This window comes from Psychroserpens sp. NJDZ02 (assembly GCF_004843725.1).
In the GTDB taxonomy this organism is placed as follows: Bacteria; Bacteroidota; Bacteroidia; order Flavobacteriales; family Flavobacteriaceae; genus Olleya.
Window position 1 is genome coordinate 3,565,171 of record NZ_CP039451.1, and the last position, 25,594, is coordinate 3,590,764.

General features: G+C 32.1%; 24 protein-coding genes. 10 read left to right on the forward strand and 14 right to left on the reverse strand.

The window, feature by feature from the left end:
- Positions 1-179: 179 nt before the first annotated feature.
- The 4 genes from ychF (at position 180) to E9099_RS15780 (ending at position 6,576) form a co-directional block, all read left to right on the forward strand.
- Positions 180-1,274, forward strand: coding sequence for a redox-regulated ATPase YchF (gene ychF, locus E9099_RS15765; RefSeq protein WP_136584486.1), 1,095 nt, complete (start codon positions 180-182; stop codon positions 1,272-1,274).
- A 115-nt stretch (positions 1,275-1,389) separates the two neighbouring features.
- The gene (locus E9099_RS15770) at positions 1,390-1,848 is read left to right on the forward strand and encodes an SRPBCC family protein (RefSeq protein ID WP_136584487.1); all 459 of its coding nucleotides are present in this window, start codon (positions 1,390-1,392) and stop codon (positions 1,846-1,848) included.
- Between the two features lie 111 nt (positions 1,849-1,959).
- Positions 1,960-3,819 (forward strand): DNA topoisomerase IV subunit B, encoded by a 1,860-nt coding sequence (locus tag E9099_RS15775; RefSeq protein ID WP_136584488.1) that lies wholly within the window; start codon positions 1,960-1,962, stop codon positions 3,817-3,819.
- Entirely contained in the window at positions 3,820-6,576 is a 2,757-nt protein-coding gene (locus tag E9099_RS15780; RefSeq protein ID WP_136584489.1) for a DNA gyrase/topoisomerase IV subunit A, read from the forward strand.
- A gap of 19 nt (positions 6,577-6,595) precedes the next feature.
- Here the strand turns inward: E9099_RS15780 and E9099_RS15785 are convergent, their stop codons facing one another.
- The 4 genes from E9099_RS15785 to E9099_RS19285 form a co-directional block, all read right to left on the reverse strand.
- Positions 6,596-9,322, reverse strand: coding sequence for a T9SS type B sorting domain-containing protein (locus E9099_RS15785; RefSeq protein WP_168800765.1), 2,727 nt, complete (start codon positions 9,320-9,322; stop codon positions 6,596-6,598).
- A 160-nt stretch (positions 9,323-9,482) separates the two neighbouring features.
- Entirely contained in the window at positions 9,483-9,650 is a 168-nt protein-coding gene (locus tag E9099_RS19790) for a T9SS type B sorting domain-containing protein (protein WP_136585202.1), read from the reverse strand.
- 380 nt (positions 9,651-10,030) lie between these two features.
- Complete coding sequence (locus tag E9099_RS15795; protein WP_136584491.1) at positions 10,031-10,378, reverse strand: hypothetical protein; 348 nt, start codon at positions 10,376-10,378, stop codon at positions 10,031-10,033.
- Positions 10,379-11,036: 658 nt separating this feature from the next.
- Positions 11,037-11,213, reverse strand: a complete 177-nt coding sequence (locus tag E9099_RS19285) for a hypothetical protein (RefSeq protein ID WP_168800766.1) — start codon at positions 11,211-11,213, stop codon at positions 11,037-11,039.
- Positions 11,214-11,662: 449 nt separating this feature from the next.
- Here E9099_RS19285 and E9099_RS15800 point away from each other — a divergent pair, with 449 nt between their 5' ends.
- The gene (locus E9099_RS15800; protein ID WP_136584492.1) at positions 11,663-11,872 is read left to right on the forward strand and encodes a hypothetical protein; all 210 of its coding nucleotides are present in this window, start codon (positions 11,663-11,665) and stop codon (positions 11,870-11,872) included.
- An 89-nt stretch (positions 11,873-11,961) separates the two neighbouring features.
- On the forward strand, positions 11,962-13,002 hold the full coding sequence (locus E9099_RS15805; protein ID WP_136584493.1) for a hypothetical protein: 1,041 nt from the start codon (positions 11,962-11,964) through the stop codon (positions 13,000-13,002).
- Between the two features lie 70 nt (positions 13,003-13,072).
- On the opposite strand, the gene E9099_RS15810 is transcribed toward E9099_RS15805, so the two are convergent.
- From E9099_RS15810 to E9099_RS15820, 3 genes are all read right to left on the reverse strand, one after another.
- Positions 13,073-13,858 carry a TerC family protein gene (locus E9099_RS15810; protein ID WP_136584494.1) on the reverse strand — a complete coding sequence of 262 codons (786 nt, stop codon included), beginning with the start codon at positions 13,856-13,858 and terminating at the stop codon, positions 13,073-13,075.
- Between the two features lie 3 nt (positions 13,859-13,861).
- Entirely contained in the window at positions 13,862-14,236 is a 375-nt protein-coding gene (locus E9099_RS15815; protein WP_136584495.1) for a DNA topoisomerase IV, read from the reverse strand.
- A 379-nt stretch (positions 14,237-14,615) separates the two neighbouring features.
- On the reverse strand, positions 14,616-15,053 hold the full coding sequence (locus E9099_RS15820; protein WP_136584496.1) for a helix-turn-helix domain-containing protein: 438 nt from the start codon (positions 15,051-15,053) through the stop codon (positions 14,616-14,618).
- Positions 15,054-15,367: 314 nt separating this feature from the next.
- On the opposite strand from E9099_RS15820, the gene E9099_RS15825 reads away from it, so the two are divergent.
- The 3 genes from E9099_RS15825 to E9099_RS15835 all read left to right on the forward strand — a co-directional run bounded on the left by E9099_RS15825 (position 15,368) and on the right by E9099_RS15835 (position 17,654).
- Positions 15,368-16,504 carry a M14 family zinc carboxypeptidase gene (locus tag E9099_RS15825; protein WP_136584497.1) on the forward strand — a complete coding sequence of 379 codons (1,137 nt, stop codon included), beginning with the start codon at positions 15,368-15,370 and terminating at the stop codon, positions 16,502-16,504.
- Between the two features lie 74 nt (positions 16,505-16,578).
- Positions 16,579-17,058, forward strand: a complete 480-nt coding sequence (locus E9099_RS15830) for an Lrp/AsnC family transcriptional regulator (protein WP_101203462.1) — start codon at positions 16,579-16,581, stop codon at positions 17,056-17,058.
- 77 nt (positions 17,059-17,135) lie between these two features.
- Entirely contained in the window at positions 17,136-17,654 is a 519-nt protein-coding gene (locus E9099_RS15835; RefSeq protein WP_136584498.1) for a DinB family protein, read from the forward strand.
- Between the two features lie 333 nt (positions 17,655-17,987).
- On the opposite strand, the gene aroB is transcribed toward E9099_RS15835, so the two are convergent.
- Positions 17,988-19,052 carry a 3-dehydroquinate synthase gene (gene aroB, locus E9099_RS15840; protein WP_136584499.1) on the reverse strand — a complete coding sequence of 355 codons (1,065 nt, stop codon included), beginning with the start codon at positions 19,050-19,052 and terminating at the stop codon, positions 17,988-17,990.
- A gap of 95 nt (positions 19,053-19,147) precedes the next feature.
- Between aroB and E9099_RS15845 the strand changes: the two genes are divergently transcribed.
- On the forward strand, positions 19,148-20,326 hold the full coding sequence (locus tag E9099_RS15845) for a proline dehydrogenase family protein (protein WP_136584500.1): 1,179 nt from the start codon (positions 19,148-19,150) through the stop codon (positions 20,324-20,326).
- Positions 20,327-20,418: 92 nt separating this feature from the next.
- On the opposite strand, the gene E9099_RS15850 is transcribed toward E9099_RS15845, so the two are convergent.
- From E9099_RS15850 to E9099_RS15870, 6 genes are all read right to left on the reverse strand, one after another.
- The gene (locus tag E9099_RS15850; RefSeq protein WP_136584501.1) at positions 20,419-20,802 is read right to left on the reverse strand and encodes a DUF4258 domain-containing protein; all 384 of its coding nucleotides are present in this window, start codon (positions 20,800-20,802) and stop codon (positions 20,419-20,421) included.
- 22 nt (positions 20,803-20,824) lie between these two features.
- Positions 20,825-22,024, reverse strand: coding sequence for an alanine dehydrogenase (locus E9099_RS15855; RefSeq protein ID WP_136584502.1), 1,200 nt, complete (start codon positions 22,022-22,024; stop codon positions 20,825-20,827).
- Between the two features lie 57 nt (positions 22,025-22,081).
- Entirely contained in the window at positions 22,082-22,624 is a 543-nt protein-coding gene (locus E9099_RS15860) for a hypothetical protein (protein WP_136584503.1), read from the reverse strand.
- 600 nt (positions 22,625-23,224) lie between these two features.
- Positions 23,225-23,368: a hypothetical protein gene (locus tag E9099_RS19290; protein ID WP_168800767.1), complete on the reverse strand. Its 144-nt coding sequence runs from the start codon at positions 23,366-23,368 to the stop codon at positions 23,225-23,227.
- Between the two features lie 169 nt (positions 23,369-23,537).
- Positions 23,538-23,951 carry a tRNA (adenosine(37)-N6)-threonylcarbamoyltransferase complex ATPase subunit type 1 TsaE gene (gene tsaE / locus E9099_RS15865; RefSeq protein WP_136584504.1) on the reverse strand — a complete coding sequence of 138 codons (414 nt, stop codon included), beginning with the start codon at positions 23,949-23,951 and terminating at the stop codon, positions 23,538-23,540.
- 85 nt (positions 23,952-24,036) lie between these two features.
- Complete coding sequence (locus tag E9099_RS15870) at positions 24,037-25,590, reverse strand: response regulator (protein WP_136584505.1); 1,554 nt, start codon at positions 25,588-25,590, stop codon at positions 24,037-24,039.
- Between the last annotated feature and the right edge of the window lie 4 nt (positions 25,591-25,594).

Below are 25,594 nucleotides of genomic sequence, written 5' to 3' on the forward strand. Positions count from 1 at the left end.
CAAAGCAATATTATATCTTCAGTATTTTACCTTTCAAACTGTGTTTTATGTATGTAATTTGCTTTTTTCTTGCTTAAATTTTACTGATAATGTGAAAAAATTAAATATATATTAAGGTCTTAATTGTTTCCGAGATAGTACTATATTTGCAGCCTTAAATTATCATAAATTTTTTGTACATGAAAGCAGGTATAGTAGGATTGCCAAACGTTGGGAAGTCAACGTTATTTAATTGTTTATCTAACGCAAAAGCACAAAGTGCAAACTTTCCGTTTTGTACTATTGAGCCTAACATCGGTGTGGTAAATGTGCCAGATCCTAGATTGGAAAAATTAGAAACTTTAGTTAACCCAGAACGTGTATTACCAGCAACTGTAGAGATTGTTGATATTGCAGGGTTAGTAAAAGGCGCAAGTAAAGGTGAAGGTTTAGGGAATCAGTTTCTAGGAAATATTAGAGAGACTGATGCTATTTTACATGTATTGCGTTGTTTTGATAACGATAATATTATACATGTTGATGGTAATGTAGATCCTATTAGAGATAAGGAAACTATTGACATGGAGCTACAACTTAAAGATTTAGAGACTGTAGATAAAAAATTAGATAAAGTTAAGCGTGCTGCAAAAACAGGAAATAAAGAGGCTCAAAAAGAAGAAGCTGTTTTGCTAAAACTTAAAGCTGGTTTAGAAGCTGGTTTATCGGTAAGAGCATTAGAATTTTCTGACGAGGATTTAGAGGAGTTTGTTAATCCTGCACAATTAATTACAGGTAAACCTGTATTATATGTGTGTAATGTAGATGAAGAAAGTGCGGTTTCTGGAAATGCTTACGTGGATCTTGTAAAGGATGCTGTTAAGGACGAAAATGCTGAAGTAATTGTTTTAGCAGTAGGTACGGAAGCTGATATTAACGAGTTGGATGATTATGAAGAGCGTCAAATGTTTTTGTCTGATATTGGTTTGGAAGAACCAGGGTCTGCTAAATTGATTCGTTCTGCTTACAAGTTATTAAATCAACAAACGTATTTTACAGCAGGTGTAAAAGAGGTGAGAGCCTGGACTATAAATGTAGGATCTACTGCACCTCAAGCAGCAGGAGTTATTCATACGGATTTCGAAAAAGGATTTATTCGTGCGGAAGTTATTGGATATGATGACTATGTGGAGTATGGTAGTGAATCTAAAGTAAAAGAAGCAGGAAAAATGAGAGTAGAAGGTAAGGCGTATGTCGTTAAAGACGGGGATGTAATGCATTTCTTATTTAACGTATAAAGATTATTGCTCTTGCAATAAAACAAGCTAATTTACTTGTTTTATTTTTAAAATATAAAGCACTAAAACGAGATGAATTTTCATCTCGTTTTTTTTATTTCACAACCTTTGATTTATGCCTCTAATCCAATTAAAAACAGTAATAGATTCAGATATTCAAACCTGTTTTTATCTGTCTAGAAATATAGATTTTCATAAGGATTCTATGGCGCATTCTAACGAAAAAGCTATAGCAGGAAAGACTTCAGGGTTAATTGAGTTAAATGAATGGGTGACCTGGGAAGCGTCTCATTTTGGTATCAAACAGAAGTTAACGTCTAAAATAACGGTGTTGGATGCGCCTTATTATTTTGTAGATGAAATGGTCTCCGGAGCCTTTAAAAGTTTTAAGCACGAACATATTTTTGTTTTTGAAGACGGTAAAACACTTATGACGGATAAATTTTGGTTTAAATCACCTTTTGGAGTGTTAGGCCGATTGGCAAATACTCTGTTTTTAAACAAATACATGACCACACTATTAAAAACTAGAAACCAATATTTAAAGGATAAAGCAGAATCTGTTAAAAATTAACCTTCTGAACAATAATATCTATTTATTGTTAATTACTTTATTGCTTCAAGGTTTCATTTTTTAAAGGGTTATATTATATTAGCAACGTATCTCAAATCGCACCTAAATTTTATGTCAGAACAAACTAAATATACCGAAGACAATATACGATCATTAGACTGGAAAGAACATATTCGTATGCGTCCGGGAATGTATATTGGTAAGCTTGGTGATGGATCGTCTCCGGATGATGGTATATACATTCTACTAAAGGAGGTGTTGGATAACTCTATTGATGAGTTTGTTATGGGGGCTGGAAAAAATATTGAGATTTCTATCCAAGGGAGTAAAGTTATCGTTCGTGATTATGGACGTGGTATTCCGTTAGGTAAAGTCGTAGATGTTGTGTCTAAAATGAATACCGGTGGTAAGTATGATTCTAAAGCCTTTAAAAAATCAGTAGGATTAAACGGTGTTGGTACAAAAGCGGTAAATGCATTGTCTTCTTATTTTAGAGTGGAATCTTCTAGAGATGGAAAAAGTGCGTCTGCAGATTTTGCTCAGGGTAATTTAATGGACGAAGAGTTTTTAGAAGAAACGACACGTCGCAAAGGAACAAAGGTTTCTTTTATCCCGGATGAAATTATATTTAAAAACTACAAGTATAGAGCAGAGTATATTGTTAAAATGCTTAAAAACTATGTGTACTTAAACCCAGGTTTAACCATTGTGTTTAATGGTGAGAAGTACTATAGTGAAAATGGTTTAAAAGATTTATTAGCTGAAAAAATAGCAGAAACAGATTTACTATATCCAATTATTCATCTTCGTGGAGATGATATTGAAGTAGCGTTAACACATAGTAAAACGCAGTACAGTGAAGAATATAATAGTTTTGTAAACGGACAGAATACCACACAAGGTGGAACACACTTAAATGCCTTTAGAGAAGGGATCGTAAAAACAATTCGTGACTTTTTTGGTAAGCAATATGATGCGTCAGATATACGTAAGTCTGTAGTAAGTGCCGTAGCCATTAAGGTTATGGAGCCTATTTTTGAAAGTCAGACTAAAACAAAATTAGGATCTACGGATATGGGGGGCGAGCTTCCGACTGTGCGTACTTATATTACCGATTTTTTAAAAACATATCTAGATAATTATTTACACAAAAACCCTGACACGGCAGAGAAAATTCAACGTAAAATTTTACAGGCAGAACGTGAGCGTAAAGAATTATCAGGAATTAGAAAATTAGCCAAGGATCGTGCTAAAAAAGCGAGTTTGCACAATAAAAAACTACGGGATTGTCGTGTGCATTTTGGTGATATTAAAAACGAACGTAACTTAGAAAGTACCTTGTTTATAACGGAGGGAGATTCGGCATCAGGTAGTATTACCAAATCTCGAGATGTGAATACGCAAGCGGTGTTTAGTTTAAAAGGAAAGCCTTTAAATTGTTATGGGTTAACTAAAAAAATTGTTTACGAAAACGAAGAGTTTAATCTCTTGCAAGCGGCACTAAATATAGAAGAGTCATTAGAGGATTTACGGTATAACAATGTCGTAATAGCAACGGATGCCGATGTCGATGGGATGCACATTCGATTGTTGTTAATTACTTTCTTTTTACAATTTTTTCCTGAAGTTATAAAAGAAGGGCATTTGTATATATTACAAACGCCATTGTTTAGAGTACGTAATAAAAAAGAAACAATTTATTGTTATAGCGATCAAGAAAGACGGGATGCTATCGAAAAGCTAAAACCTAAACCTGAGATTACCCGATTTAAAGGTTTGGGGGAAATTAGTCCAGATGAATTTGTGCATTTTATTGGGGAAGATATACGATTAGATCCAATTATGTTGGACGACAATATGTCTATTGAAGACTTACTATCCTTTTATATGGGAAAAAACACACCAACAAGACAAGAGTTTATTATTGATAATCTAAAAGTTGAACTTGATTTAATCGAAGAGGATAAATAGATGATAGAAGAAAACGACGACCTAGCCAACGACGACTTAGTTAACGATAACCAAGATAATTTAGAGCATCAAGAACCGCAGGAAACCATTACCAGAATTACTGGTATGTATAAAGAGTGGTTTTTAGATTATGCGTCCTATGTAATATTAGAACGTGCGGTACCAGCTATTGAAGATGGTTTCAAGCCTGTGCAACGACGTATTATGCATTCCATGAAGGATTTGGATGATGGTAGATACAACAAGGTAGCCAATATTGTTGGGCATACCATGCAGTATCACCCTCATGGAGATGCCAGTATTGCGGATGCTATGGTGCAGATTGGACAAAAAGATTTACTGATAGATACTCAGGGAAACTGGGGAAATATTCTAACGGGAGATCGTGCGGCAGCAGCAAGATATATCGAAGCCAGAATTTCAAAATTTGGATTGGATGTTGTCTTTAATCCTAAAATTACAAAATGGCAATCGTCTTATGATGGTCGTCGTAAGGAGCCTACAAATTTACCTGTTATGTTTCCTTTATTGCTAGCGCAAGGAGGAGAGGGGATTGCGGTTGGGTTATCCACAAAAATATTACCTCATAATTTTATCGAGCTTATTGATGCGTCTGTAAAACATTTACAAGGGAAGCGTTTTACAATATTACCAGATTTTCCGACAGGAGGTATTGCAGATTGTAGTCAGTATAATGATGGACTCCGTGGAGGTAAAATACGCTGTCGTGCTAAGATTAGTCAATTAGATAAAAATACTTTAGTGGTTAATGAGTTACCTTTTGGTACCACGACCACATCGTTAATTGATTCGATATTAAAAGCGAACGATAAAGGGAAGATTAAAATAAAAAAAATTGAAGATAATACAGCTGCTACGGTAGAGATTTTGATTCATTTACCTGCAGGATTGTCACCGGACAAAACGATTGATGCTTTGTATGCTTTTACAGCATGCGAGAGTTCAATTTCGCCATTAGGTTGTGTTATTGAAGATAATAAACCACTATTTGTTGGGGTGACAGAAATGTTGCGTCGTAGTACAGATAATACAGTTGATTTATTAAAACAAGAACTTGAAATCAAGCTAGGCGAGTTTGAAGAGCAGTGGCACTTTGCTAGTTTAGAGCGTATTTTTATTGAAAATCGTATCTATCGTGATATAGAAGAGGAAGAAACTTGGGAAGGTGTTATTAAAGCTATTGATAAAGGACTTCAGCCACATATAAAACATTTAAAACGCGCGGTTACCGAAGAAGATATTACGCGTTTAACAGAAATTAGAATTAAACGTATTTCTAAATTTGATATCGACAAAGCACAGCAAAAAATTGATGCACTTGATGCGAGTATTGCGGAAGTAAAACATCATTTAGCACATTTAATTGAGTATGCTATTGCTTATTTTGTGAGATTGAATAAAGAGTATGGTGCAGGGCGTGAGCGTAAAACAGAATTGCGAGCGTTTGAAGATGTCGATGCGACTAAAGTTGTTATTAGAAATACTAAACTTTATGTAAATAGAGAAGAAGGATTTATCGGTACGTCTTTAAAACGTGATGAGTATATTGGTGATTGTAGTGATATTGATGATATTATTGCATTTACTGCTGAAGGTAAAATGATGGTTACTAAAGTGGATAGTAAAACCTTTATAGGTAAAAATATTATCCATGTGGCTGTGTTTAAGAAAAAAGATAAGCGTACTATTTATAATATGATTTATCGTGATGGAGTAAAAGGGGCTTCTTATGTCAAGCGTTTTGCGGTAACCTCAATGACAAGAGATAAAGATTATGATTTAACTAACGGTAATAAAGGGTCTAAAATCTGGTATTTTTCAGCTAATCCAAATGGAGAAGCGGAAGTGGTTGCTATTAGTTTGAGGCAAGTCGGTAGTGTTAAAAAGTTAAAATGGGATTTTGATTTTGCTGATATTTTGATAAAGGGTAGGGCGTCTAAAGGTAATGTGGTGACAAAGCATGCTATAAAAACGGTCGAGCTTAAGGAAAAAGGGATCTCTACATTAAAGCCGCGTAAAATATGGTTTGATGATACTGTTCAGAGGTTAAATGTTGATGGTAGAGGAGAATTGGTTGGGGAGTTTAGAGGAGAGGATAAGTTGCTTATTATAAATCAAAAGGGAATTGTTAAAACAGTGACTCCGGAAGTGACCTTACATTTTGATAACGATATGATTGTTATGGAAAAATGGGTGCCTAAAAAACCTATTTCGGCTATCTATTTTGATGGCGAAAAAGAACGGTATTATGTAAAGCGTTTTATTATTGAAAATGAAAATAAAGAAGAGTCGTTTATAACGGAACATGAAAAGTCGCAATTAGAAATTGTATCTACAGATTGGAAGCCGGTGGCTGAAATTGTTTTTGCTAAGGAAAGAGGGAAAGATAGAAAAGAAAATGAAGAAGTTAATTTAGAAGAATTTATTTCTATTAAAGGAATTACTGCCTTAGGAAATCAATTAACTAAAGATAAGGTGAATGCAATTAATTTATTAGATCCAATTCCCTATGAAGCTCCAGAAGAAATTCCTGCAGAAGAATTAGAAGAAGAGGTTGTTGAAGAAGATGTTATTTCTGAAAAAACTAAAATAAAGACGAAACTAGAACAAGAAATAGTCTCTGACCATGAGAATAAACATGATACTATGATTGAAAATAGTGAGGAAAAAACAAAATTAGATGATGACCCTAGTGATTTAGAATCAGATGATAATGGTCAAGCAAAACTATTTTAATTGAAGGTTTTAATCATTGCTAATTTACAAGGCTAAAATGACCTGTTTTAATAGAAATATTGTTGTTTTTGTCTGTTAGTTCAACTTTATACCAGTAGTCTGTCGATTGTAAAGGAGTTTCGTTGTATGTCCCATTCCAACCTTCTTGGTTGGATTGTAGGTTCATTGTATGTAATAATTTCCCAAATCGGTTAAATATGTTTATATTAACTTTGTTGTAAAAACTATCTGATAGTCCATGTATTTTCCAGATATCATTGTAGTTGTCTCCATTGGGGGTAATGTGATTTGGGTAGCCTATTAGCGATACTTCTGTTTGTATAGATGGCTCACAATTGTATTTATCTCTAACATAAACAGTATATATGCCGGGGCTTAAGTTTTTGAAGATATGAAGGTTGTTACTGCTAAAATAGACGTAGTTGTCTATCGAAAATTCATATGAGCTATTACCATCTATTAAAACAGATATGCTGTTGTTTTCAGCAACTATTTCATTAAAAGCAGGTGTTTCAGCATCAAGCACCTCAAAACTCTTAGAGAGTAGACAAACTATGCCGTTTTGATTTTTACTAACTGTGATGGTGTATATGCCTGCACGATTAATCTCAAAAAGCCTATCTGTAGATAATATGTTTCCATTACTATCTTCCCAATGCCATGTATTGTTTGTGTTAAGACCATCAAGGATTATGGGATTTTGTCTATTATTTGTACAAATTGTATAACTGTCTTCTAAATCTATAGCAATACTATCGTTTACAATTAGTTCTATAGGAGCGATACCAAAACATTCTTCTAAATCTGTTGTAATTTTAATCCAAATGGTTGTCGATACAGTGTCATAATAAAGATGTATTGCATTAGTGTTTGTTTGGGCATCCTGTAGACTGGTGTAATACAGGAGAGTATAGTTTTCTGATAACCCAAACTGATTTCTAATAGCATTACTCTTAGTTCTTAAATTAAAAGTTCCTTGATTGTTTGATAATATGTCATCAGAATCTTCACAAACAACCATAGTATCAATAGGATCTAAAATCGTATACGATGTTTCTATAAAAAAAGAACTTATAGAGGAACAGTTATCAGGATTAATATTTTTTACAAATATTTGCTCAGGATTTTGTGTGTTTTCATAAATTTCAGAATGGTCTATGGGGTTTTCATTATTTTCTGCATCTAATAAAGAATTGTAAAACACTTGTTGAAACTCAATATCTCTCGGATTATCTATAAAACTAAAAGAATCATTTAGGTTAAAAAAAGACGTTTGATCATTATCTATATCACAATTTGATATTGTTTGTCCTTCTGCCATTTGAGGTAAAGGAAAGACCTTTATTTGTTTGTATACTGTTGTTAAGTCGTTATTGATTGAAATAGTGGCTTTTAATACATATTCGCCTGCTGTAGTATATTGATGGGTTGGAGTAGAGGTGCTAGATGTTGTGCCATCTCCAAAATCCCAAACTACTGAATCGATTTCATCATAGGCCTCAATAGAAAAATCAAAAATTTGGTCAACACATCTATCTTTAGTAATGATTCTGTTTCTAAAAAAGGAAGAAATAAAATTTGGTAGTCCTTTGTAGGAATTACCAGATTCTAAGTTTAGCGATAAAAGTTGAAAATCGACTTCGTGATCTTCGTTTCCGGGATCGTTTATTACGCTTATGGAATTAGAAGCCATTAAATCGTCACCATTATTAAAAAAATGAGAAACATAAATTTTACCATTAGTAGCTAATTGTAATGATCCATGAGAATAATCAGAAGAAGAATCTAATATAATTCTGTTATCTAAATCCTCTTCCTCTTCTTCTTGATTAGATATGTTTACCTTAAGTTGAAATAAGAAGCTAGTTCCTGACGTGTGCCCTGTATAAAAAAAATGTTTAGAATCTTGAGAAAACTCTACGCCATAAGGTTTAATAGAAATTCCAAATAAATCGGTACTTATAGTGAAAAGATGAGTGAAACTTGAGTTTGCTATGTCAAAATGATAAAAATATAAATAACGGCCTTCATAATCTGCTACACAAACAGTTTCACCATTTGGTGAAATTTTCATTGCACCAGATGCTGATAAAGTTGGTAATACAGTAGAGCGTGTTGATGGGTAAGTAAGTCCGTTTTCGGTTAAATTAAATACGAAGAAGGTGTCCTTAATAGCATCAGGTAAAGCAGTAGCACTACCAAAAGCAATTATTTTGATTGCGTCATTTTGGTAATCATGTATGGCTGTGATTCTTTCGGTAGAAGAGCTATTTATTCTTGAGTTTTTAATTGTGACTTGTCCTAAAGGGGATTGGTCTGAAAACTCGACTATTGAATAAAATACTCCAGCGGTTAAAAGAGGATCTGTTCCTGGGGTAGATCGTGTGCAAAATATATAAAAAGTATTTTCATCACCAGGTTTTGGAACTATAATGGATGTTTGTGTGTTATTTGTATCTGATGCTAAGCCACTACCATTAGCCATTATTTCATGATTTTTATTCCAAACGGTAAATCCATTTGTATAAAATAGTAATTCGCCAGTTGGAGAAGAAATAGTTGAACAACCAGCAGGAGTATTAATGCTTCCATTGTTGAGTATTTCAACTGTTCCTTGATTAAAATCTATACCAGATTTATCTCCAAAGTACCAATTGTTAGTTTCGTTTTGCGCTATGGCAAACGTTGATAATAAAAGGAGTATTACATTTAATAATACGGGTTTTTTTTTGAAAAGAAAATACATATAGCGATATATTGTAATAATCAAAAAAGATACAATTTTAAAAATCAATATTAGTTTGGTGCTTAGTAAATTAACTAATTTTAACATTGTTTTGATTTATTTACGATGAATGCTAATGTAAAAGTCTAAAAAGACCAGTTTTAACATAATTATTACTGTTCTAGTCTTTTTTATTTGAATCTAAATCTATAGTGTATAATAGTTTTCCATATCTATTATAAATATCTATTGTTGCTTCGTTGTAAAAATTATAAGACAATCCGAAGATTTTCCAATAATCATTATAGGTATCTCCATTGGGGGTAATGTAGTTTGGGGCACCTATTATTGAAGGTTATTTTATTTTGATTTTTACTCACGGTTATATTCCGGCTTGATTTAGTTCAAAAAAATAATTTGTAGATAATATATTTCCACTACTATCATCTTCCCATTGCCAAATGTTGTTGGACGTTAAACCATCAAGAATTGTAGGGTTATCTCTGTTTAAACTGCATATCGTGTAGCTATCTTCTAAATTAATAGTAATGCGGTTGTTTACAATAAGCTGTATCGGGGTGACACTATAACACTCGTCCTAATCTGTTGTGATTTCCGCCATATAGTAGTTGATGTGCTATTGTAGTAGGCGTGCAATGAATTAGTGTTTGTTTGGGCGTCTTGCAAACTTGCGTAATACAATAAAGTATGACTGTCAGGTGGTTCAAATTAATTTCTTGTGGCGTTACTTTTATTTCTTAAATTAAAGGTTCCTTCGTTATTTAATAGAATACCATTAGAGTCTTCGGAAACAATTATTGTCTCTAAAACGGAGAAGGACGTTTCAATAAAAAAGAAGTTAATAGTATAGTAACCTTCGGGATTTATATTTTTAACAAAAATTTGCTGAGGATTTTCAATTGGAGATGTATTATTTTCAGCATATAAATAGGATCGATAAAATAATTGCTGGTAGTTAGTGTTTCCAAAATTATTGATAAAATCCGAGGCATCATAAAGATTAAAAAAGGATGTTTGATCACTGCAAGTATCGCAATTTAGATATAGTAAATCCATCTACCATATCCGATAAAGCAAATATTTTTGCTTGTTTGTAAGTGGTTGTTGTATCGTTATTAATTGAAATAGTTGCTTTTACAATATATTCACCTGAATTACTATATTAGTGGTTTGGGTTAATAGTACTTGACGTGGTGTCGTCACCAAATTCTCATAAAATAGAATCAATTATATCATAAGTATCATTAGAAAAATCAAAAGACTCGTTTACGCATTTGTCTTTTGTGATAATTCTATTTCTAAAAACGAAGGAATAAAATTGGGTAGCTCTTTATAGCTGTTTCCTGATTCTAGATTTAGAGATAATGATTGGTAATCGACTAAATCATATTAGTTTTTAGGATCACTAATAACACTTATAAAGTTCGAGGAATTCAAAGTGTCAGAATCTTGATTTGTAAAAAAATTAGAAACATAAATTTTACCGTCAGAAGCTAGCTGTAATGACCCATATTCATAATCGTAAGATGTCTCAAGTATTGGTTCGAAAATTCTACTGTAGATTAAAAAAAACCTGCGGTTAATAGAGGTGAAGTACAGGAATTACTCTTGTACAGAAAATATAATAGATGTTTTGATCTCCTGGTTTTTGAATAATAATTGATTTTTGGTTATAATTTATATCTCGAGCTAGACCAAAACCCTTATCTATGACTTAGTGGTTTTTATTCCAAACTGTTACACCATTTGTATAGAAAAGTAAGGCTCCGGTGTTAGTTGAAATACTAGGGCAGTCTGCTGGCGTATTCATACTTTCGTTATTGGCGACATTTTCATTTCCAAATATAAAATCAAGCCCTGCGTTTAAAAAAAAAACAATGATTAATCTCATTTCGAGACATTACATTTAGACTAAAAAAAATAGGACAAAAGCGATACTTTTACACTTCTTTCGCAAAACCACATAACACACCTGTTATTTTTGTAATATTTTAAGTATAGACTTAAGATGTACAGAAATATATTGAAGGAAATTAGTTTTTCTTACTAATCTTTTGATTCAGAAACTCTACAAGAAAAGAAAAAGCAATAGCGATATACAAATACCCCTTCGTTATGACGCCAACTGTATTGCCAAAAAGAAGTAGTGTGTGATGGTGTCCTGCCTCAGTAATTAGCATAAATCGAATCAGTATTAAAAAGGATAAGCCTAGTATTTGTATGCTGGGGTTGCTGTCTATAAAAAGTCTAATTTTATTAGCAAACACAATCATAATAACTATAGATGTAACAACAGCAATAATCATTACAAGTAGGTCTCAACTTTTTCTCTAATTTAGGATGTTGATTTATAAAGCAAAAATAATCCTCCAAAAAATAAAATTAAGGCTTGCCAGCTTAATTCCAAATGCATCTGAGGAAGAAGATCTACCTGAAAATATAGAAAATAAAGAAAAAAAACAAACTCCTACAATTAATAATAGCGCCAATGAAGATGATGATAATCAAGGGTTTGGTCTAGACGACAAAGGTCAAGTTACCTTGTTTTAAGTGTTAACCTTTTCATAAAGTAAAAAAAAAATAAAACTGCATCTACAGCAATTACGTAGGTAAAGAAAAGAATAAAATATTTTATAATTATGAAAACAACAAATTTAACAAAAACAGCAGCATTATCAATTTTGGTAGCAACGTCATTTTTTTCTTGTAGTGATGATGATAACGATGCAATTGAAATTAATGATGGTACACCAACATCAGTAGAATTATACACATCTAACAATGCAGATGGTAATATTACTGTTTATGATGTTACAGATCAGTCTGCTGTTACTACTAAAACGTTAATTACTGCAGGTATTGCTGCGGATGGAGTGTACTATGATTCTACTAACGATTTTTTATTACAAGCCTCTAGAACAGATTTAGGTTTAGAAGGTTATAACAATACTAATAATTTAGTTTCTGGTAGTACATTAGCGGTAGATGTTAATGGTACTAATGATATGCAAAGTCCTAGAGAAGTTGCAGTAAACGGAAACTTTATAGTAGTTGCAGATAATGCAGATGTAGATGGTGATCTTTTAACGCCAGACGGAAGATTATATATTTATACCAAAGAGGGTAACAACATTACATTACGTAATACAATTACAACATCTTTTAAATTATGGGGAATAACGTTTGATAACAACAATTTATACGCAGTAGTAGATGCAACTAATGAGTTAGCAGTGTTTTCAGACTTTTTATCTAACACTACAGACATGGCTTTAGCATCTTCTAAAAGAATTTTTGTTGAAGGAATTGTTAGAACTCACGGTTTAACTTTTGATGCTAGCTCTGATGTTATGATCTTAACTGACATAGCAGATGCAACAAATGGTCAAGATGATGGTGCTTTCCATTACATCGAAAATTTTACTTCTAAATTTAATGGAGTTGCTAACGCTGGTGCTTTAAGTGCTGCACAACAAGTAAGAGTTTCTGGTGCATCTACATTATTAGGTAACCCAGTAGATGTCGCTTATGACTCAGCAACACAAACAGTTTATATTGCGGAAGCTGGAAATGGTGGAGGAAGAATCTTAGCTTTTAATAATTTTCAAGCAGGAGGTAATATCACGCCAATTTTAAACAATAGCTTAGCTGCAGCATCTGCGGTATATTTGTCTAAATAATTAGATTCTAATTTATGAAAAAAAAAGACCATCGAAAGATGGTCTTTTTTTTATTTCTTCTATTTTCACTTTATTTCTTTTTACTTACTTTTTGATTAAGAAACTCTACAAGTAAAGAAAAAGCAATTGCAAAATACAAATACCCCTTCGGTATTGCGCCAACAGTATTACCAAAAAAAGTAGTGTTTGATAAGTGTGCTGCTTCAGTAATTAGCATAAATCCAATCAAAATTAAAAAGGATAAACCTAGTATTTGTATGCTGGGGTTGTTGTCTATAAAAAGTCTAATTTTATTAGCAAAAGCAATCATTATAGTTATCGAGATAACAACTGCTATGATCATTAATATTAAATTGTAGTTATGGTGTTCTGATAAGCCATTAGTCATTCCTACAGCTGTTAAAATAGAGTCTATAGAGAAGATGAAGTCTAGGATTAATATCTGCACTATAGCTTGATTAAATGATTTTATAACCTTTCCTTTTATTTCGTCTTCATCATGTGTTGGCGTTTCTACTTTTTCTCTAATTTCAGAGGTGGATTTGTATATTAAAAATAAACCTCCAAAAAATAGAATAAGGGCTTGCCAGCTAATTTCTAAATAAAGCCAGCTAAAATCTAATTTGTAAAAAGGTTCAGAAAGGCCAACTAAAAAAGACACAAAAAACAATAGAATAATACGTTGGACCATCGCTAATAATAATCCAATGTTAGTTACTTTAGAGCGTTGCTCTTCCGGAAGTTTATTGGCCGCAATAGATATGAATACAATATTATCTATTCCTAAAATTATTTCTAAAAACGTTAATGTGATTAATGCGAAAATAGCGTCGCTGGAAGTTATGAAGTCTAACATGATTTAATCTTTTTTATATGCAATTCCTTTTTGTTTATTAATTTCTCCAACATAAGAATATTCAAAAGTATAAGACGAATCTGTTGTCGTTAATATTTTTAAATGAACATCTTTGCGTTCTGCCATGTTTTTCGGGTTAATGGTTCTGTAAATAACTTCGCAATCATTAACCCATCTTACTTGAGAGCTGTCAATTTTACCATCGTAAATTTCGACTTGTAAGTTTTCGGTTCTTGTAAAAGTGGATTTATATATTTTGTCGGCTACTTTTACTTCACTGTAAAATCGTCCTGTTTTAAAATCTTTGCATTTACGCTCGACATTGTAACAGCTAAATAATGTAGGCAATAATAATAGGTATAAAAATTTAAGTTTCATCAGAAAAATGTTTATTACAAAATTAATCAAATGTTTGTTTAATATTCTAAAATTTCAAGCTTTCTATAATTCGCGTATTTGAAAAATTTATGGACTAGACTACGAATTCTTAAAATTTGAAAAATTCTAATGTCAACCATAAAAAAGGAATGTTGTTTAAAGATTTTAAATTTAATGTGTTTTTAGATCCTAAATTATTTTGAAAAATAAAATTATTTAAAAAAAAATAGATTTTTGTAGGATTTTTGAAATTTTGTTTTTCGTTTCTGAAAAAAGAATTTTTAACAAAAAAAGTACAATTTTTAGTTTTGGTCATTTTTTGAAAGTTTTCTATTTTAATAATTTTTAAAAAAGAGTCAAAATACTTTTTGGTGTTTTATTACGAATTGTCATAATTTGAAAAACTACCGTCGGAATAAAAAATGACGATGCGTTCAATAATTTTTCCATCGGAAGAATTTCGACTTATATTTTTTACTAATTCAGAATTTGGTGTATTTAGAGATTCTGTTTTTTCTGAATTTGAAAATAAGTTTTGGTCTTCATTTTTAGAAATAGGAGCCACTTGTTTTATGTCATTTTGGATTTCAGTTTTTGGAAATTCTCCTTTTCCATTCATCAACCAATACAATTCTACTTCCGGAAAAAAGGAGAGAACCTTCATTACAAATTCTAAACTAGGCTTATTTCTACCAGATAATATATGTGAAATACTAGAGCGTTGAACACCTATTTTTTCGGCAAAAGAAGACGCGCTTTCACTATAGTAATCGATGATTGTTTGTAGTCTTTTAGAGAATTCGGCGTTATTTATCATAGTGATACAAATGTAAACAATTATAGTAAATATACAATGTTACAATTGTAAAATTTACAAAATGACTCATCAAATAGTGCTTGTATAGTGGGTTGTATTATTATAGTTTCGCTTTAACTTTAATGCTTTAAACTACTGAAATATAGTGTTTTATGTAATTATTTAACAATCAGTCAATAAATTAGTATTTAGGCTGTGTTTATTTGCAGCGAATTCGATTTAGTTGTTTACAGAAGTAAATTACAATTGTAAATAATATTGTTTACAAATGTAAATAACTATTTGGTTACATTTGTAAACGAAATAAAACACACATGGATTATACATTAGTAAACAACTTATTTGAAACGTATAAAGAGCGGGCGTTATTTGGTCGTTATATCAGACTAGACGACTTGACGCCTTTAATAGCTAAGCTACCTTCGGGATATAAAATTGAGAGCTTGGGGTCTTCCGTTTTAGGTAGGCCTATACAATCTATTACAATTGGCTCTGGGGATTTAAAAATATTGATGTGGTCTCAAATGCATGGAAATGAATCCACAACAACTAAGGCTGTCTTTGATTTATTAAACAGCTTTAAGGATGACCGTTTAGTTCATATTTTAAAAGCGTGTACTATTGTTATTATACCAATGCTTAATCCTGATGGTTGTGAAGCTTATACTAGACTAAATGCTAATCAGGTTGATTTAAATAGGGATGCTCAAGAGTTATCTCAACCAGAAAGTAAGGTGCTTCGTGATTGTTATGACGCTTTTAAGCCTGATTTCTGTTTTAATCTACATGGGCAACGCACCTTGTTTTGTGCTGGACAGACTAATAACGTGGCAACACTGTCTTTTTTGTCGCCTTCTGCAGATAAGCAAAGAGGTTTGACTGTGGCTCGAAAACAAGCTATGGAAGTTATTAATGCTATAAACCACAGTCTTCAAAGGGATTTACCTGATCAAATAGGGCGCTATGACGATGGTTTTAATATAAACTGTGTTGGAGATACGTTTCATTTTTTAGAAACACCAACGGTCTTGTTTGAAGCGGGACATTATAAAGACGATTATGATAGGGAAGCGGTGAGGTGTTTTGTTTATAAAGCTTTAATAGCTGGGTTAGATGTTATTGTAAATACAGAAATAACTGGAGATAATTATGTTAATTATTTTGATATTCCTGAAAACGGAAAGCTTTTTTATGATATAATAATACGAAAAGCGCTGTTTGAAGATCAAATATTGGATATTGGTATTAATTATGAAGAGGTGTTAGTGGGTAAACAGCTTAAATTTAGACCTAAAGTAATTACTATTGCGGATTTGTCAAGTTTTTATGGTCATAAAGAGCTGATTGCTAATAATAGTAAGGTTTTTACGACAAATAAGCAGGTTGTGTCTGTGGGTTACGAAAACGATTTCGTGATTATTGATAATGTGAAATTATCATTAAATGTTTAAAATTATCTATTTTTAATATATTAAATTCATGGAAAATGTTTTAATTTTGCTTATTATTTATTAAAAACACAAAAATGGCGAAATTTAAATTAGACGAAATAGATCATCAGATTCTTGATATGTTGATAGAGAACACAAGAGTACCTTTTACAGATATAGCTAAAAAACTATTGATATCTGCAGGTACTGTTCATGTAAGGGTGAAGAAAATGGAAGATGCGGGGATTATTAAAGGGTCTTCTTTAACATTAGATTACAAAAAATTAGGATATTCATTTATAGCTTATGTTGGTGTTTTTCTTCAAAATACTTCTAAAACATCATTTGTTTTAGAGCGTATTGCAGAAATACCATATGTTACCGTAGCACACGTAACAACGGGTAAGTTTAATATCTTCTGTAAAATTAGAGCTCGTAATACGGAGCATGCAAAGGATGTTATTTTTATGTTAGATGACATTGAAAGTGTGTATAGAACGGAAACTATGATATCTTTAGAAGAAAGTATAAATGATAAAAAACGTTTAATGCACAGCATTTTTAACGATTTATAGATTTTTACAGTACATTATTTTAAAACGCTTCATTTTTATGAGGCGTTTTTTGTTTAATTTTATTAAAAAGAAACACAATGACTATTTTAGATTTACAACAAGACGAGTATTTGCCTTATTTTAAGGGGTATATTGATCAAGCAGAAGGAGTGTCATTATTATCAGGTTTAGAATCTAGTTTTAAAACGATACATAGCTTTTATCTTTCCATTGCTAGCGAAAAGTTAGAGTATCGATATGCTGAGGGTAAGTGGACAATAAAAGAGATTATTAGTCATTTAATAGATACGGAACGTATTTTTTGTTACCGGGCTTTACGCTTTGCTAGGCAGGATAAAACGGATCTTTCAGGATTTGATGAGAATGCATATGTATTAGCGTCTGGGGCTTCTGAGCGATCTATTGCCGATTTATTGGAAGAGTATACGTTAGTTAGAAAGGCAACCATAGCGTTGTTTAAAAGCTTTTCTAAGACTGTTCTTATTAGTAACGGTATAGCGGGTAGTGGTTCGGTTTCGGTAAGGGCTTTGGGTTTTTTGATTATCGGACATGAAAAGCATCACGTAAACGTGATTAAAGAGCGTTACTTAGAGTGATTTTTCTTCTTCGGCAGATATAATGTAGTTGCTATCTTGTGTTTCTGCGTTGTATTTAAGTGCAATTGGGCTATCATTGTTTGTTTTGGCATATTTATTAGCGTCAAAAGTTGTTGTAGTCTAACGTAGCTTACTTGTGATCTTTAGAAGAGAGGTAATGCACTTATTAGTATAGTCATCGGGATACTTTTTAGTAATGTTAATGCTTTTGGTTTTAATGTTTTACAATCTATGATGACTTTATGTTTGCAAATATGTTCTAAACTAACAGGTTAGAAGGTGTCGCATTGCTGTAATTACTTTAGATTAAGAAATTGCAGCAATGCAATTGAATTAGTTGTTGTAAAAATTCAAAGATTTAATTAATAAGTCGTTAGATATAACGCAATTAATTTCAGGATTACCAATAGTGTTTAATAATACAAAGTTAATGGTACCTTTTTCGTTCTTTTTATCAAACTTCATCAGTTCAATAATGGGAGCGTAGTCTTTTTCAGGAATGTCCACTTTACCATATACTTTTAGTGTGTTCTCTTTGATCAGGTTTGTTTTGTCTGTTGGGAAATCTAATAATTGATTAGACAGGTAGGTTTCTAAAATCATACCTATTGCAATAGCTTCTCCGTGCAGCAAGGATTTGGTCTCATGATTTAGATAATAAGACTCAATTGCGTGGCCTAATGTGTGGCCGAAATTTAGTGATTTTCTTAAGTTTTGTTCAGTTGGATCTTGTTCAACAATGTCTTTTTTTATTAATACAGAGTCGTAAATAAGCTGGTCTAAATCTTGAAGGGTTAGATTAGATAATTCTGATAACTTATTGTAATACAGTTCGTCACGTATTAAGCCGTGTTTTAGCATTTCGGCTAATCCAGAACGCATTTCTCTACTAGATAGTGTTTCTAAATAGTTGGTGTCAATTAAAACCATGTTAGGTGTTTTTATGATTCCTACTTGGTTTTTTATGTTCCCTAAATCTACACCATTTTTACCACCAATAGAAGCGTCTACCATAGATAAAAGTGTTGTGGGGATATTGATAAATCTAACTCCTCTTTGGTAAGTACAAGCGACAAAACCACCTAAATCGGTTACAACACCACCTCCTAGATTTAATATTAATGTTTTTCTGTCTGCTCTTAATTCAGATAAAGTTTGCCATACGCCTGAGCAGGTTTCTATCGTTTTATTGTGTTCTCCAGCCTCAATTTCTATGACTTCAATAGTTAACTCTGTCTCTAACTGTCTTAAAAGGATTGGTAAACAGTGTTCTGAAGTGTTACTGTCTACAATGATAAAGATGTTTGAAAATGAATGAACGCCAATGTATTTATTAAGTGCTGTGTAGCAATCGTTGTTAAATTGTATGCTGTAATCTTGAGTATGAATAGGAGTCATAAAATGGTGAAAGTGTTAAGACGTAAAATTAATAGTTTTTTTAAAAAATAATGGTAATAGATGGTATATTTGTTTTGTCTAATTTAAAATATAACATGGTACAAGACACTCTTTTTGAAAATACTGAAGTAGCTTTTAAATTAAAAAGCGATTCAGAACTAGAACGTGCTTATTTTTTGTTCAAAATGATATCTCATCAACCTTTGGTAAGAATAGGTACAGCGGCTACTAATTTTGCGTTAAAAGCACATTTGCCTGTAGAAGGATTAATTAGAGCTACCGTATTTGATCATTTTTGTGGAGGGGTGAATGAAGAGGATTGTTTGTCGGTTATTGACAAGATGTATACTGCAGGTGTATGTTCCGTATTAGATTATTCAGTTGAAGGAAAAGCAATCGAGGATCAATTTGATTCGGCTAAAGCTAAAATATTGAAATTAGTTGATTTTTGCGATGAAAAAGAGGCGATGCCAATTGTTGTATTTAAGCCGACAGGTTTAGGGCGATTATATTTATTTCAGAAAAAAGGGGAAGGAAAAGCTTTTACTGATATAGAGCAGCAAGAATGGGATAGAATTGTAGAACGTTATGATGCTATTTGCAAACTAGCTAAAGCAAGAGATGTTGAAGTTTTAATTGATGGGGAAGAAAGCTGGATGCAGGAGGCGGCTGATGATTTAGCTGAGGATATGATGAAATTATACAACACAGATAAACCTATCGTGTATAATACATTGCAAACTTACAGACATGATAGATTAGCATTTTTAAAGGCGTCTCATGAGCGTGCTAAATCTGGAGGATACACATTAGGATATAAGATTGTCAGAGGTGCTTACATGGAGAAGGAACGCGTACGCGCAGAAGAGAAAGGCTATGTGTCTCCAATTTGTAAAGATAAAATGACTACTGATCAAAATTTTAATGATTGCTTATTATATATATTGGATCATTTAAGTGCGATTTCAATTTTTATAGGGACGCATAATGAAGAAAGCTCTTTTTTAGCCTTAGAATTAATGGATAAATTAGGTATCGACAAAAAGGATAATCGGGTTTGGTTTGGGCAGTTATATGGTATGAGTGATCATATCAGTTTTAATTTAGCAGCCGAAGGTTATAATGTGGCTAAGTATTTGCCATTTGGACCTGTTAAAGATGTGATGCCTTATTTAATAAGACGGGCTGAAGAAAACACATCGGTTGCTGGTCAAACTGGACGCGAGTTAACATTGTTGAAAGCGGAGCGTAAAAGAAGAAAGGGAAAAAAATAAGTTATAAAGCGTATTTTGTGCTCAGTAATACTACAAAGAGTGGTTTGATTTTAATAATAAAATCAAACCACTCTTTTATTTGTCCTATATATTTAATTTAAAAAACGGATAGTTTGTAAAGTAGCGATACTATCACAATTTTGAATATATAATTCTAAGTGTTTTTTATTTTTTGTTTCTCCAGAGATATAATAGATTCCGCAAGGTTCTTTTCTCGGTTCACTTTTTGAAAAATCAACATCTCCTTTTTTTAGTATATAACTTATTAGAGCCGTATCAATAGCTTTTGAGACTATTACTGATGTGCTTTCAGGAGAAAATTGAAGGGTTTTTGTTCTAATGTTTTTAAGTACTCTTGCTTCTGGCCCGTAATTATATTCGCAAGACACGCCTCTTCCGTTTAAGAAAAAAGCCAGTATGACTAATCCAATTGCAAAACCGCCAAAATAATAACCAAATCTGTGTAGTATTTTCATTCTAAATAATTGAATTGCAAATTTAGAATATTAATAGATTAATATCACTATGTTTTAGGTCAAACCATTCTCCAACTGCACGATTAGTTAAAATTCCGTGATAATAATACAATCCATTCTTTAATCCTTTATCAAATCGGATAGCATGTTCCAAGCCGCCATCGTCTGCTATTTTAAGTAAATAGGGCGTGAAAATATTACTTATTGAGGCTGATGCTGTTCTGGAATATCTGGCTGGTATGTTTGGAACACAATAGTGTATAACTCCATTTTTTCTAAAGGTAGGTTTGTCGTGTGTTGTAACTTCACTAGTTTCAAAACACCCGCCAGTATCGATACTGACATCTACAATTACAGCGCCTTTTTTCATGTTTTCCACCATTGTTTCAGAGACAATAATTGGTGCTCTGTCTTTTCCACTAACGGCACCAATAACAACGTCACAACGTTTTAGTGCTTTACTTAAATATTTAGGCTGTATAGTTGATGTGTAAATTGTACGACCTAAATTAGCTTGTAAGCAACGTAATTTAGTTATAGAATTGTCAAATACTTTTATATTGGCTCCTAGGCCGATAGCACTTCTAGCAGCAAATTCGCCAACAGTTCCAGCGCCAAGGATAACAACTTCTACCGGCGGCACGCCACTAATATTACCAAACATTAAACCATTACCATTGCTAGAGTTGCTTAATAATTCTGCAGCAATTAAGACAGATGCAGTTCCTGCAATTTCGCTTAAAGCGCGTACAGCAGGATATGCGTCATCTTCGTCACGTATAAATTCAAAAGCTAGAGCGGTAATGCGTTTAGAAGCTAGTTTTTCAAAATAGATTTTAGTTTGTGTTTTTATTTGAAGTGCAGATATTAAAGTGGTCTGCGGTTTCATCATTTCTAATTCATCTAGAGTAGGGGGTTCTACTTTTAAAATCATGGGGCAAGCGTAGACTTTTGCTGTATCTTTTGTTATTTCAGCCCCAGCTTCGCTATAATCTTTGTCACTAAAATTAGCGCCAATTCCTGCATTAGATTCTATTAATACACGATGACCATTGTTGACAATTGCAGATACGGCATCTGGGGTCAAGCATACACGCTTTTCTTGAAAAGCAGTTTCTTTAGGAATCCCTATAAATAGATTGCTTTTATGTTTAAAAATCTCTAAGGTTTCTTCTTGAGGTAATAGTTCTTCTTTCGAAAAAGGAGAGAGTGGTTTAGACATAGTTAATTTAGTTTTTAAAACGGAAACAAATTACAAAAATAATTATTAGCAAAGGTGTTAAAAATATTGTCTAATTTTTTCCTTAATTGTTTTCGGTTTAAAAGTCAGTTCGTCTTCTAAATCTTGAATAGATTGATCTACGGAATTGAGTCTATCGAAAATTCTTGCTCTAACTAAATAAATAGAAGGAATTATTATCGCCATAAAAGGTAATAAGTATATTAATTGCAGCTCATCGATGTAGGTGTATTCATCATTGAAAAATACAATTATTTGATAGTTATACATTACTATGGGTACTAAAAGCGCATGGTACCACCAGTGTCTGCATGTAAAAAACCATAACAATAATAATATGAGAGGTAGCAGTTTTCCAGTCAGCACCCACATCGCTAAATTAGCGTCTTCATAATGATTACTGTTGTAGTCAAATAAAAAAGTATGCCATACTTTGGTCTCGGGTACACTTTCATATAAATAATACAAATATGGGGTTAGCGCAATAAATACTGCAACAGCTAATCCAAAAACTTGTGTCTTATGACTCGTTATTTGGCTTTTTGATTTTAGATTTTTGTCTTTCTGTTGTTTGTTGTTCATTTAAATCAATAAGATTTGTTGCCAGAGATACAAAAAAAAATGTGCCTCAGAAAATAGTCCTAATTATTCCAATTTTTTCAGTTTCCCTTTGTTAAGGATTTAATTAATTACGCCTCTAAAGTATGTTAAATCTAACTTCAAAATCTGATTAAATATTAAAATAATGTTAAAAACCATCTTTTTTGAAATTTCAGTTGTGGTTAAAACCGTACTCGGTCAAATTTATACTTTTTATTGAAATAAAAAAGACGATTTATATTCGATATCATCCATTGTGGCGCAACTTGTCGTGTTTTCTGATAGAGCATTATTCGCTATTTAAAAATAGTCTAGAATTAAGGATTTAAAAGATTTGTATAGTTTACAAGAGTGTAATATCATCAGTGTCGATATAGTTAAACGATAAATAATTATAACACGGGTATGGTTTTGTTTATTTACGTCCAGATGATCACATGTAGATAATTGTAATAGTTGTTGACTTATAAAAAGAGAAAAGTGTCCCAAAATTAATTTTAGGGACACTTTTGTAAAGTTTAAGAATAAAAGGTATTATAGTCACTTAAAGTTACTATAAGACTTCCTAATTGTAAGGATTTATTATTCGTTACTTGGTTTTTTGATTTTCGATTTTTGAACTTCAGTGGTTTGTTGTCCATCTAAATCAATAAGGTTTGTTGCTTGCGCAGAGAATAATGCTCCACCGAAAATAGCAATAGCTATTACATACTTTTTAGTTTTCATTTTTAGGGATATTATTAAATTATACATCTAAAGTATATAAAAAGTAATGTTTGGAATTTAATGAAAAGTTAAAAAAAAGTTAAAATCAGGCTTTTCTGTTTTTTTTACTGTGGTTAAAACCTCATTTGATAAAAAAAGCACTCTTTTTTGGAAAAAAAATGAAGAATCTTTAATCAAAATTCTTCATTTTCAATTGTCGTGTTGTGTTTTCTGACAAAGTGATATCAACGACCGTGAATTGGTCTTGAATTAAGGGTTTTAAAATACTAGGCCATTCTACAAAAACATAGTGATCACTATCAATATAGGTGTCTATGCCAAAATCATATAATTCGTCTTCTGTTTCAATGCGGTATAAATCAAAATGATAAATAGTATTAGTATCACCTACATATTCATTAACTAAAGCAAAAGTAGGACTGCTGACGACATCATTACATCCTAAAAGTTTAACCAATGTTTTTATAAGTGTTGTTTTACCAACGCCCATATCGCCTTCAAATAATATAATTTTAGAGGTTGCGGTATCTAAAAGTTTTTTAGCGACCATTTCCACCTCTTCTAATTTATAATTTATAGTCACTTTTATTTTTTTTTGTCAAAAATAAGACAAGTTATTTAATAATTAGCGCTTTTATTTTATAGTCCTATTCTTTTAAAGAACCCTATTATTTAGGGCTTAGTACTACAAAAGGAATAATCATTTCTTCTAAAGAGACACCTCCGTGTTGGTAAGTGTTTCTATAATAACTAACATAGTGATTGTAGTTATTAGGATAAGCAAAAAACAAATCGCTTTTAGCAAATATAAAAGAGCTATTCATGTTAATGGAAGGCAAATGTATGGTTTTTGGGTCTTTTGCTGCTAAAACATCTTTGCTTTCATAGCTCAAACTACGTCCCGTTTTGTAACGTAAGTTTAGACTAGTATCTCTATCTCCAATAACTTTTGATGGATTTTTGACATTAATAGTTCCATGATCCGTTGTGATAATTAATTTAAAGCCCATTTGCTGTGCTTGTTGAATCATTTCTAATAATGGCGAATTTTTAAACCAACTTTGTGTTAAACTGCGATAAGCTTTGTCGTTAGACGCTAACTCCTTAACCACATCCATTTCTGTCTTAGAATGTGATAGCATGTCCACAAAATTATAAACTACAACTGTCAAATCGTTGTCTTTTAAACCTCTAAAATTATCTGCTAATTTTTTTCCGGAAGATAAATTCGTGATTTTATAATACTCGTGTTTCAAGTTGCTTAATCCTAAGCGTTTCATTTGTGCGTTTAAAAAATCGGCTTCATGTAAATTTTTCCCACCTTCATCGGTATCATTTTTCCAATATTCAGGATGTAATTTCTCCATGTCACTTGGCATAAGTCCAGAGAATATTGCATTTCGTGCATATTGCGTGGCAGTAGGTAAGATGCTATAAAAGGCGTCTTCTTTTTGTTTTTTATAATGGTTGCTTACAAAAGGTTCAAACGCTTTCCATTGGTCATAACGTAAATTATCTACCACAACCAATAGTGTTGGTTGTTCTTTACTTAATTCTGGAGCAATCTTTTCTCTAAATAAGGTGTGAGATAAAATTGGTGCATCCGTTTTTGGTTCGAACCAAGAGGGGTAATTTTTGTCTATAAACTTACCAAATTGAGTATTGGCTTCGTTTTTTTGAGACTCTAAAATCTCAAACATACTGGCGTCTTCAATATCTTCGAGTTGAATTTCCCAATAAATCAGCTTTTTGTATAAATCAACCCATTCTTCATAACTATTAACCATAGCCATGTCCATTGCGATTTTTCTAAATTCTTGTTGGTAATTAGAAGTCGTTTTCTCTGACACTAATCTCGAGTGATCTAAATTTTTCTTTAAGCTTAGTAAAATCTGATTAGGATTGACGGGTTTTATAAGGTAATCGGCAATTTTATTACCAATAGCGTCCTCCATAATATATTCTTCTTCACTTTTGGTAATCATAACCACAGGAAGTGTGTCTTGCTTTTCTTTAATTTCATTTAAAGTTTCAAGTCCGGACAATCCTGGCATGTTTTCATCTAAAAAAACAATATCAAAAGTGTTGTCTTCTAAAATTTCTAAAGCTTCCGTTCCACTATTACAAGTCGTAACGGTATAATTTTTTTTCTCTAAAAACAGGATATGAGGCTTTAATAAATCTATTTCGTCATCAACCCAAAGAATATTTATATTGTTCATGTAT

What these genes read in the sequence shown, in the direction of transcription:
- ychF (WP_136584486.1), top strand. Translation starts at nt 180, where the DNA reads ATGAAAGCAGGTATAGTAGGATTGCCAAACGTTGGGAAGTCAACGTTA.
- E9099_RS15770 (WP_136584487.1), top strand. Translation starts at nt 1,390, where the DNA reads ATGCCTCTAATCCAATTAAAAACAGTAATAGATTCAGATATTCAAACC.
- E9099_RS15775 (WP_136584488.1), top strand. Translation starts at nt 1,960, where the DNA reads ATGTCAGAACAAACTAAATATACCGAAGACAATATACGATCATTAGAC.
- E9099_RS15780 (WP_136584489.1), top strand. Translation starts at nt 3,820, where the DNA reads ATGATAGAAGAAAACGACGACCTAGCCAACGACGACTTAGTTAACGAT.
- E9099_RS15785 (WP_168800765.1), bottom strand. Translation starts at nt 9,322, where the DNA reads ATGTATTTTCTTTTCAAAAAAAAACCCGTATTATTAAATGTAATACTC.
- E9099_RS15795 (WP_136584491.1), bottom strand. Translation starts at nt 10,378, where the DNA reads ATGGATTTACTATATCTAAATTGCGATACTTGCAGTGATCAAACATCC.
- E9099_RS19285 (WP_168800766.1), bottom strand. Translation starts at nt 11,213, where the DNA reads ATGAGATTAATCATTGTTTTTTTTTTAAACGCAGGGCTTGATTTTATA.
- E9099_RS15800 (WP_136584492.1), top strand. Translation starts at nt 11,663, where the DNA reads ATGTTGATTTATAAAGCAAAAATAATCCTCCAAAAAATAAAATTAAGG.
- E9099_RS15805 (WP_136584493.1), top strand. Translation starts at nt 11,962, where the DNA reads ATGAAAACAACAAATTTAACAAAAACAGCAGCATTATCAATTTTGGTA.
- E9099_RS15810 (WP_136584494.1), bottom strand. Translation starts at nt 13,858, where the DNA reads ATGTTAGACTTCATAACTTCCAGCGACGCTATTTTCGCATTAATCACA.
- E9099_RS15815 (WP_136584495.1), bottom strand. Translation starts at nt 14,236, where the DNA reads ATGAAACTTAAATTTTTATACCTATTATTATTGCCTACATTATTTAGC.
- E9099_RS15820 (WP_136584496.1), bottom strand. Translation starts at nt 15,053, where the DNA reads ATGATAAATAACGCCGAATTCTCTAAAAGACTACAAACAATCATCGAT.
- E9099_RS15825 (WP_136584497.1), top strand. Translation starts at nt 15,368, where the DNA reads ATGGATTATACATTAGTAAACAACTTATTTGAAACGTATAAAGAGCGG.
- E9099_RS15830 (WP_101203462.1), top strand. Translation starts at nt 16,579, where the DNA reads ATGGCGAAATTTAAATTAGACGAAATAGATCATCAGATTCTTGATATG.
- E9099_RS15835 (WP_136584498.1), top strand. Translation starts at nt 17,136, where the DNA reads ATGACTATTTTAGATTTACAACAAGACGAGTATTTGCCTTATTTTAAG.
- aroB (WP_136584499.1), bottom strand. Translation starts at nt 19,052, where the DNA reads ATGACTCCTATTCATACTCAAGATTACAGCATACAATTTAACAACGAT.
- E9099_RS15845 (WP_136584500.1), top strand. Translation starts at nt 19,148, where the DNA reads ATGGTACAAGACACTCTTTTTGAAAATACTGAAGTAGCTTTTAAATTA.
- E9099_RS15850 (WP_136584501.1), bottom strand. Translation starts at nt 20,802, where the DNA reads ATGAAAATACTACACAGATTTGGTTATTATTTTGGCGGTTTTGCAATT.
- E9099_RS15855 (WP_136584502.1), bottom strand. Translation starts at nt 22,024, where the DNA reads ATGTCTAAACCACTCTCTCCTTTTTCGAAAGAAGAACTATTACCTCAA.
- E9099_RS15860 (WP_136584503.1), bottom strand. Translation starts at nt 22,624, where the DNA reads ATGAACAACAAACAACAGAAAGACAAAAATCTAAAATCAAAAAGCCAA.
- E9099_RS19290 (WP_168800767.1), bottom strand. Translation starts at nt 23,368, where the DNA reads ATGAAAACTAAAAAGTATGTAATAGCTATTGCTATTTTCGGTGGAGCA.
- E9099_RS15870 (WP_136584505.1), bottom strand. Translation starts at nt 25,590, where the DNA reads ATGAACAATATAAATATTCTTTGGGTTGATGACGAAATAGATTTATTA.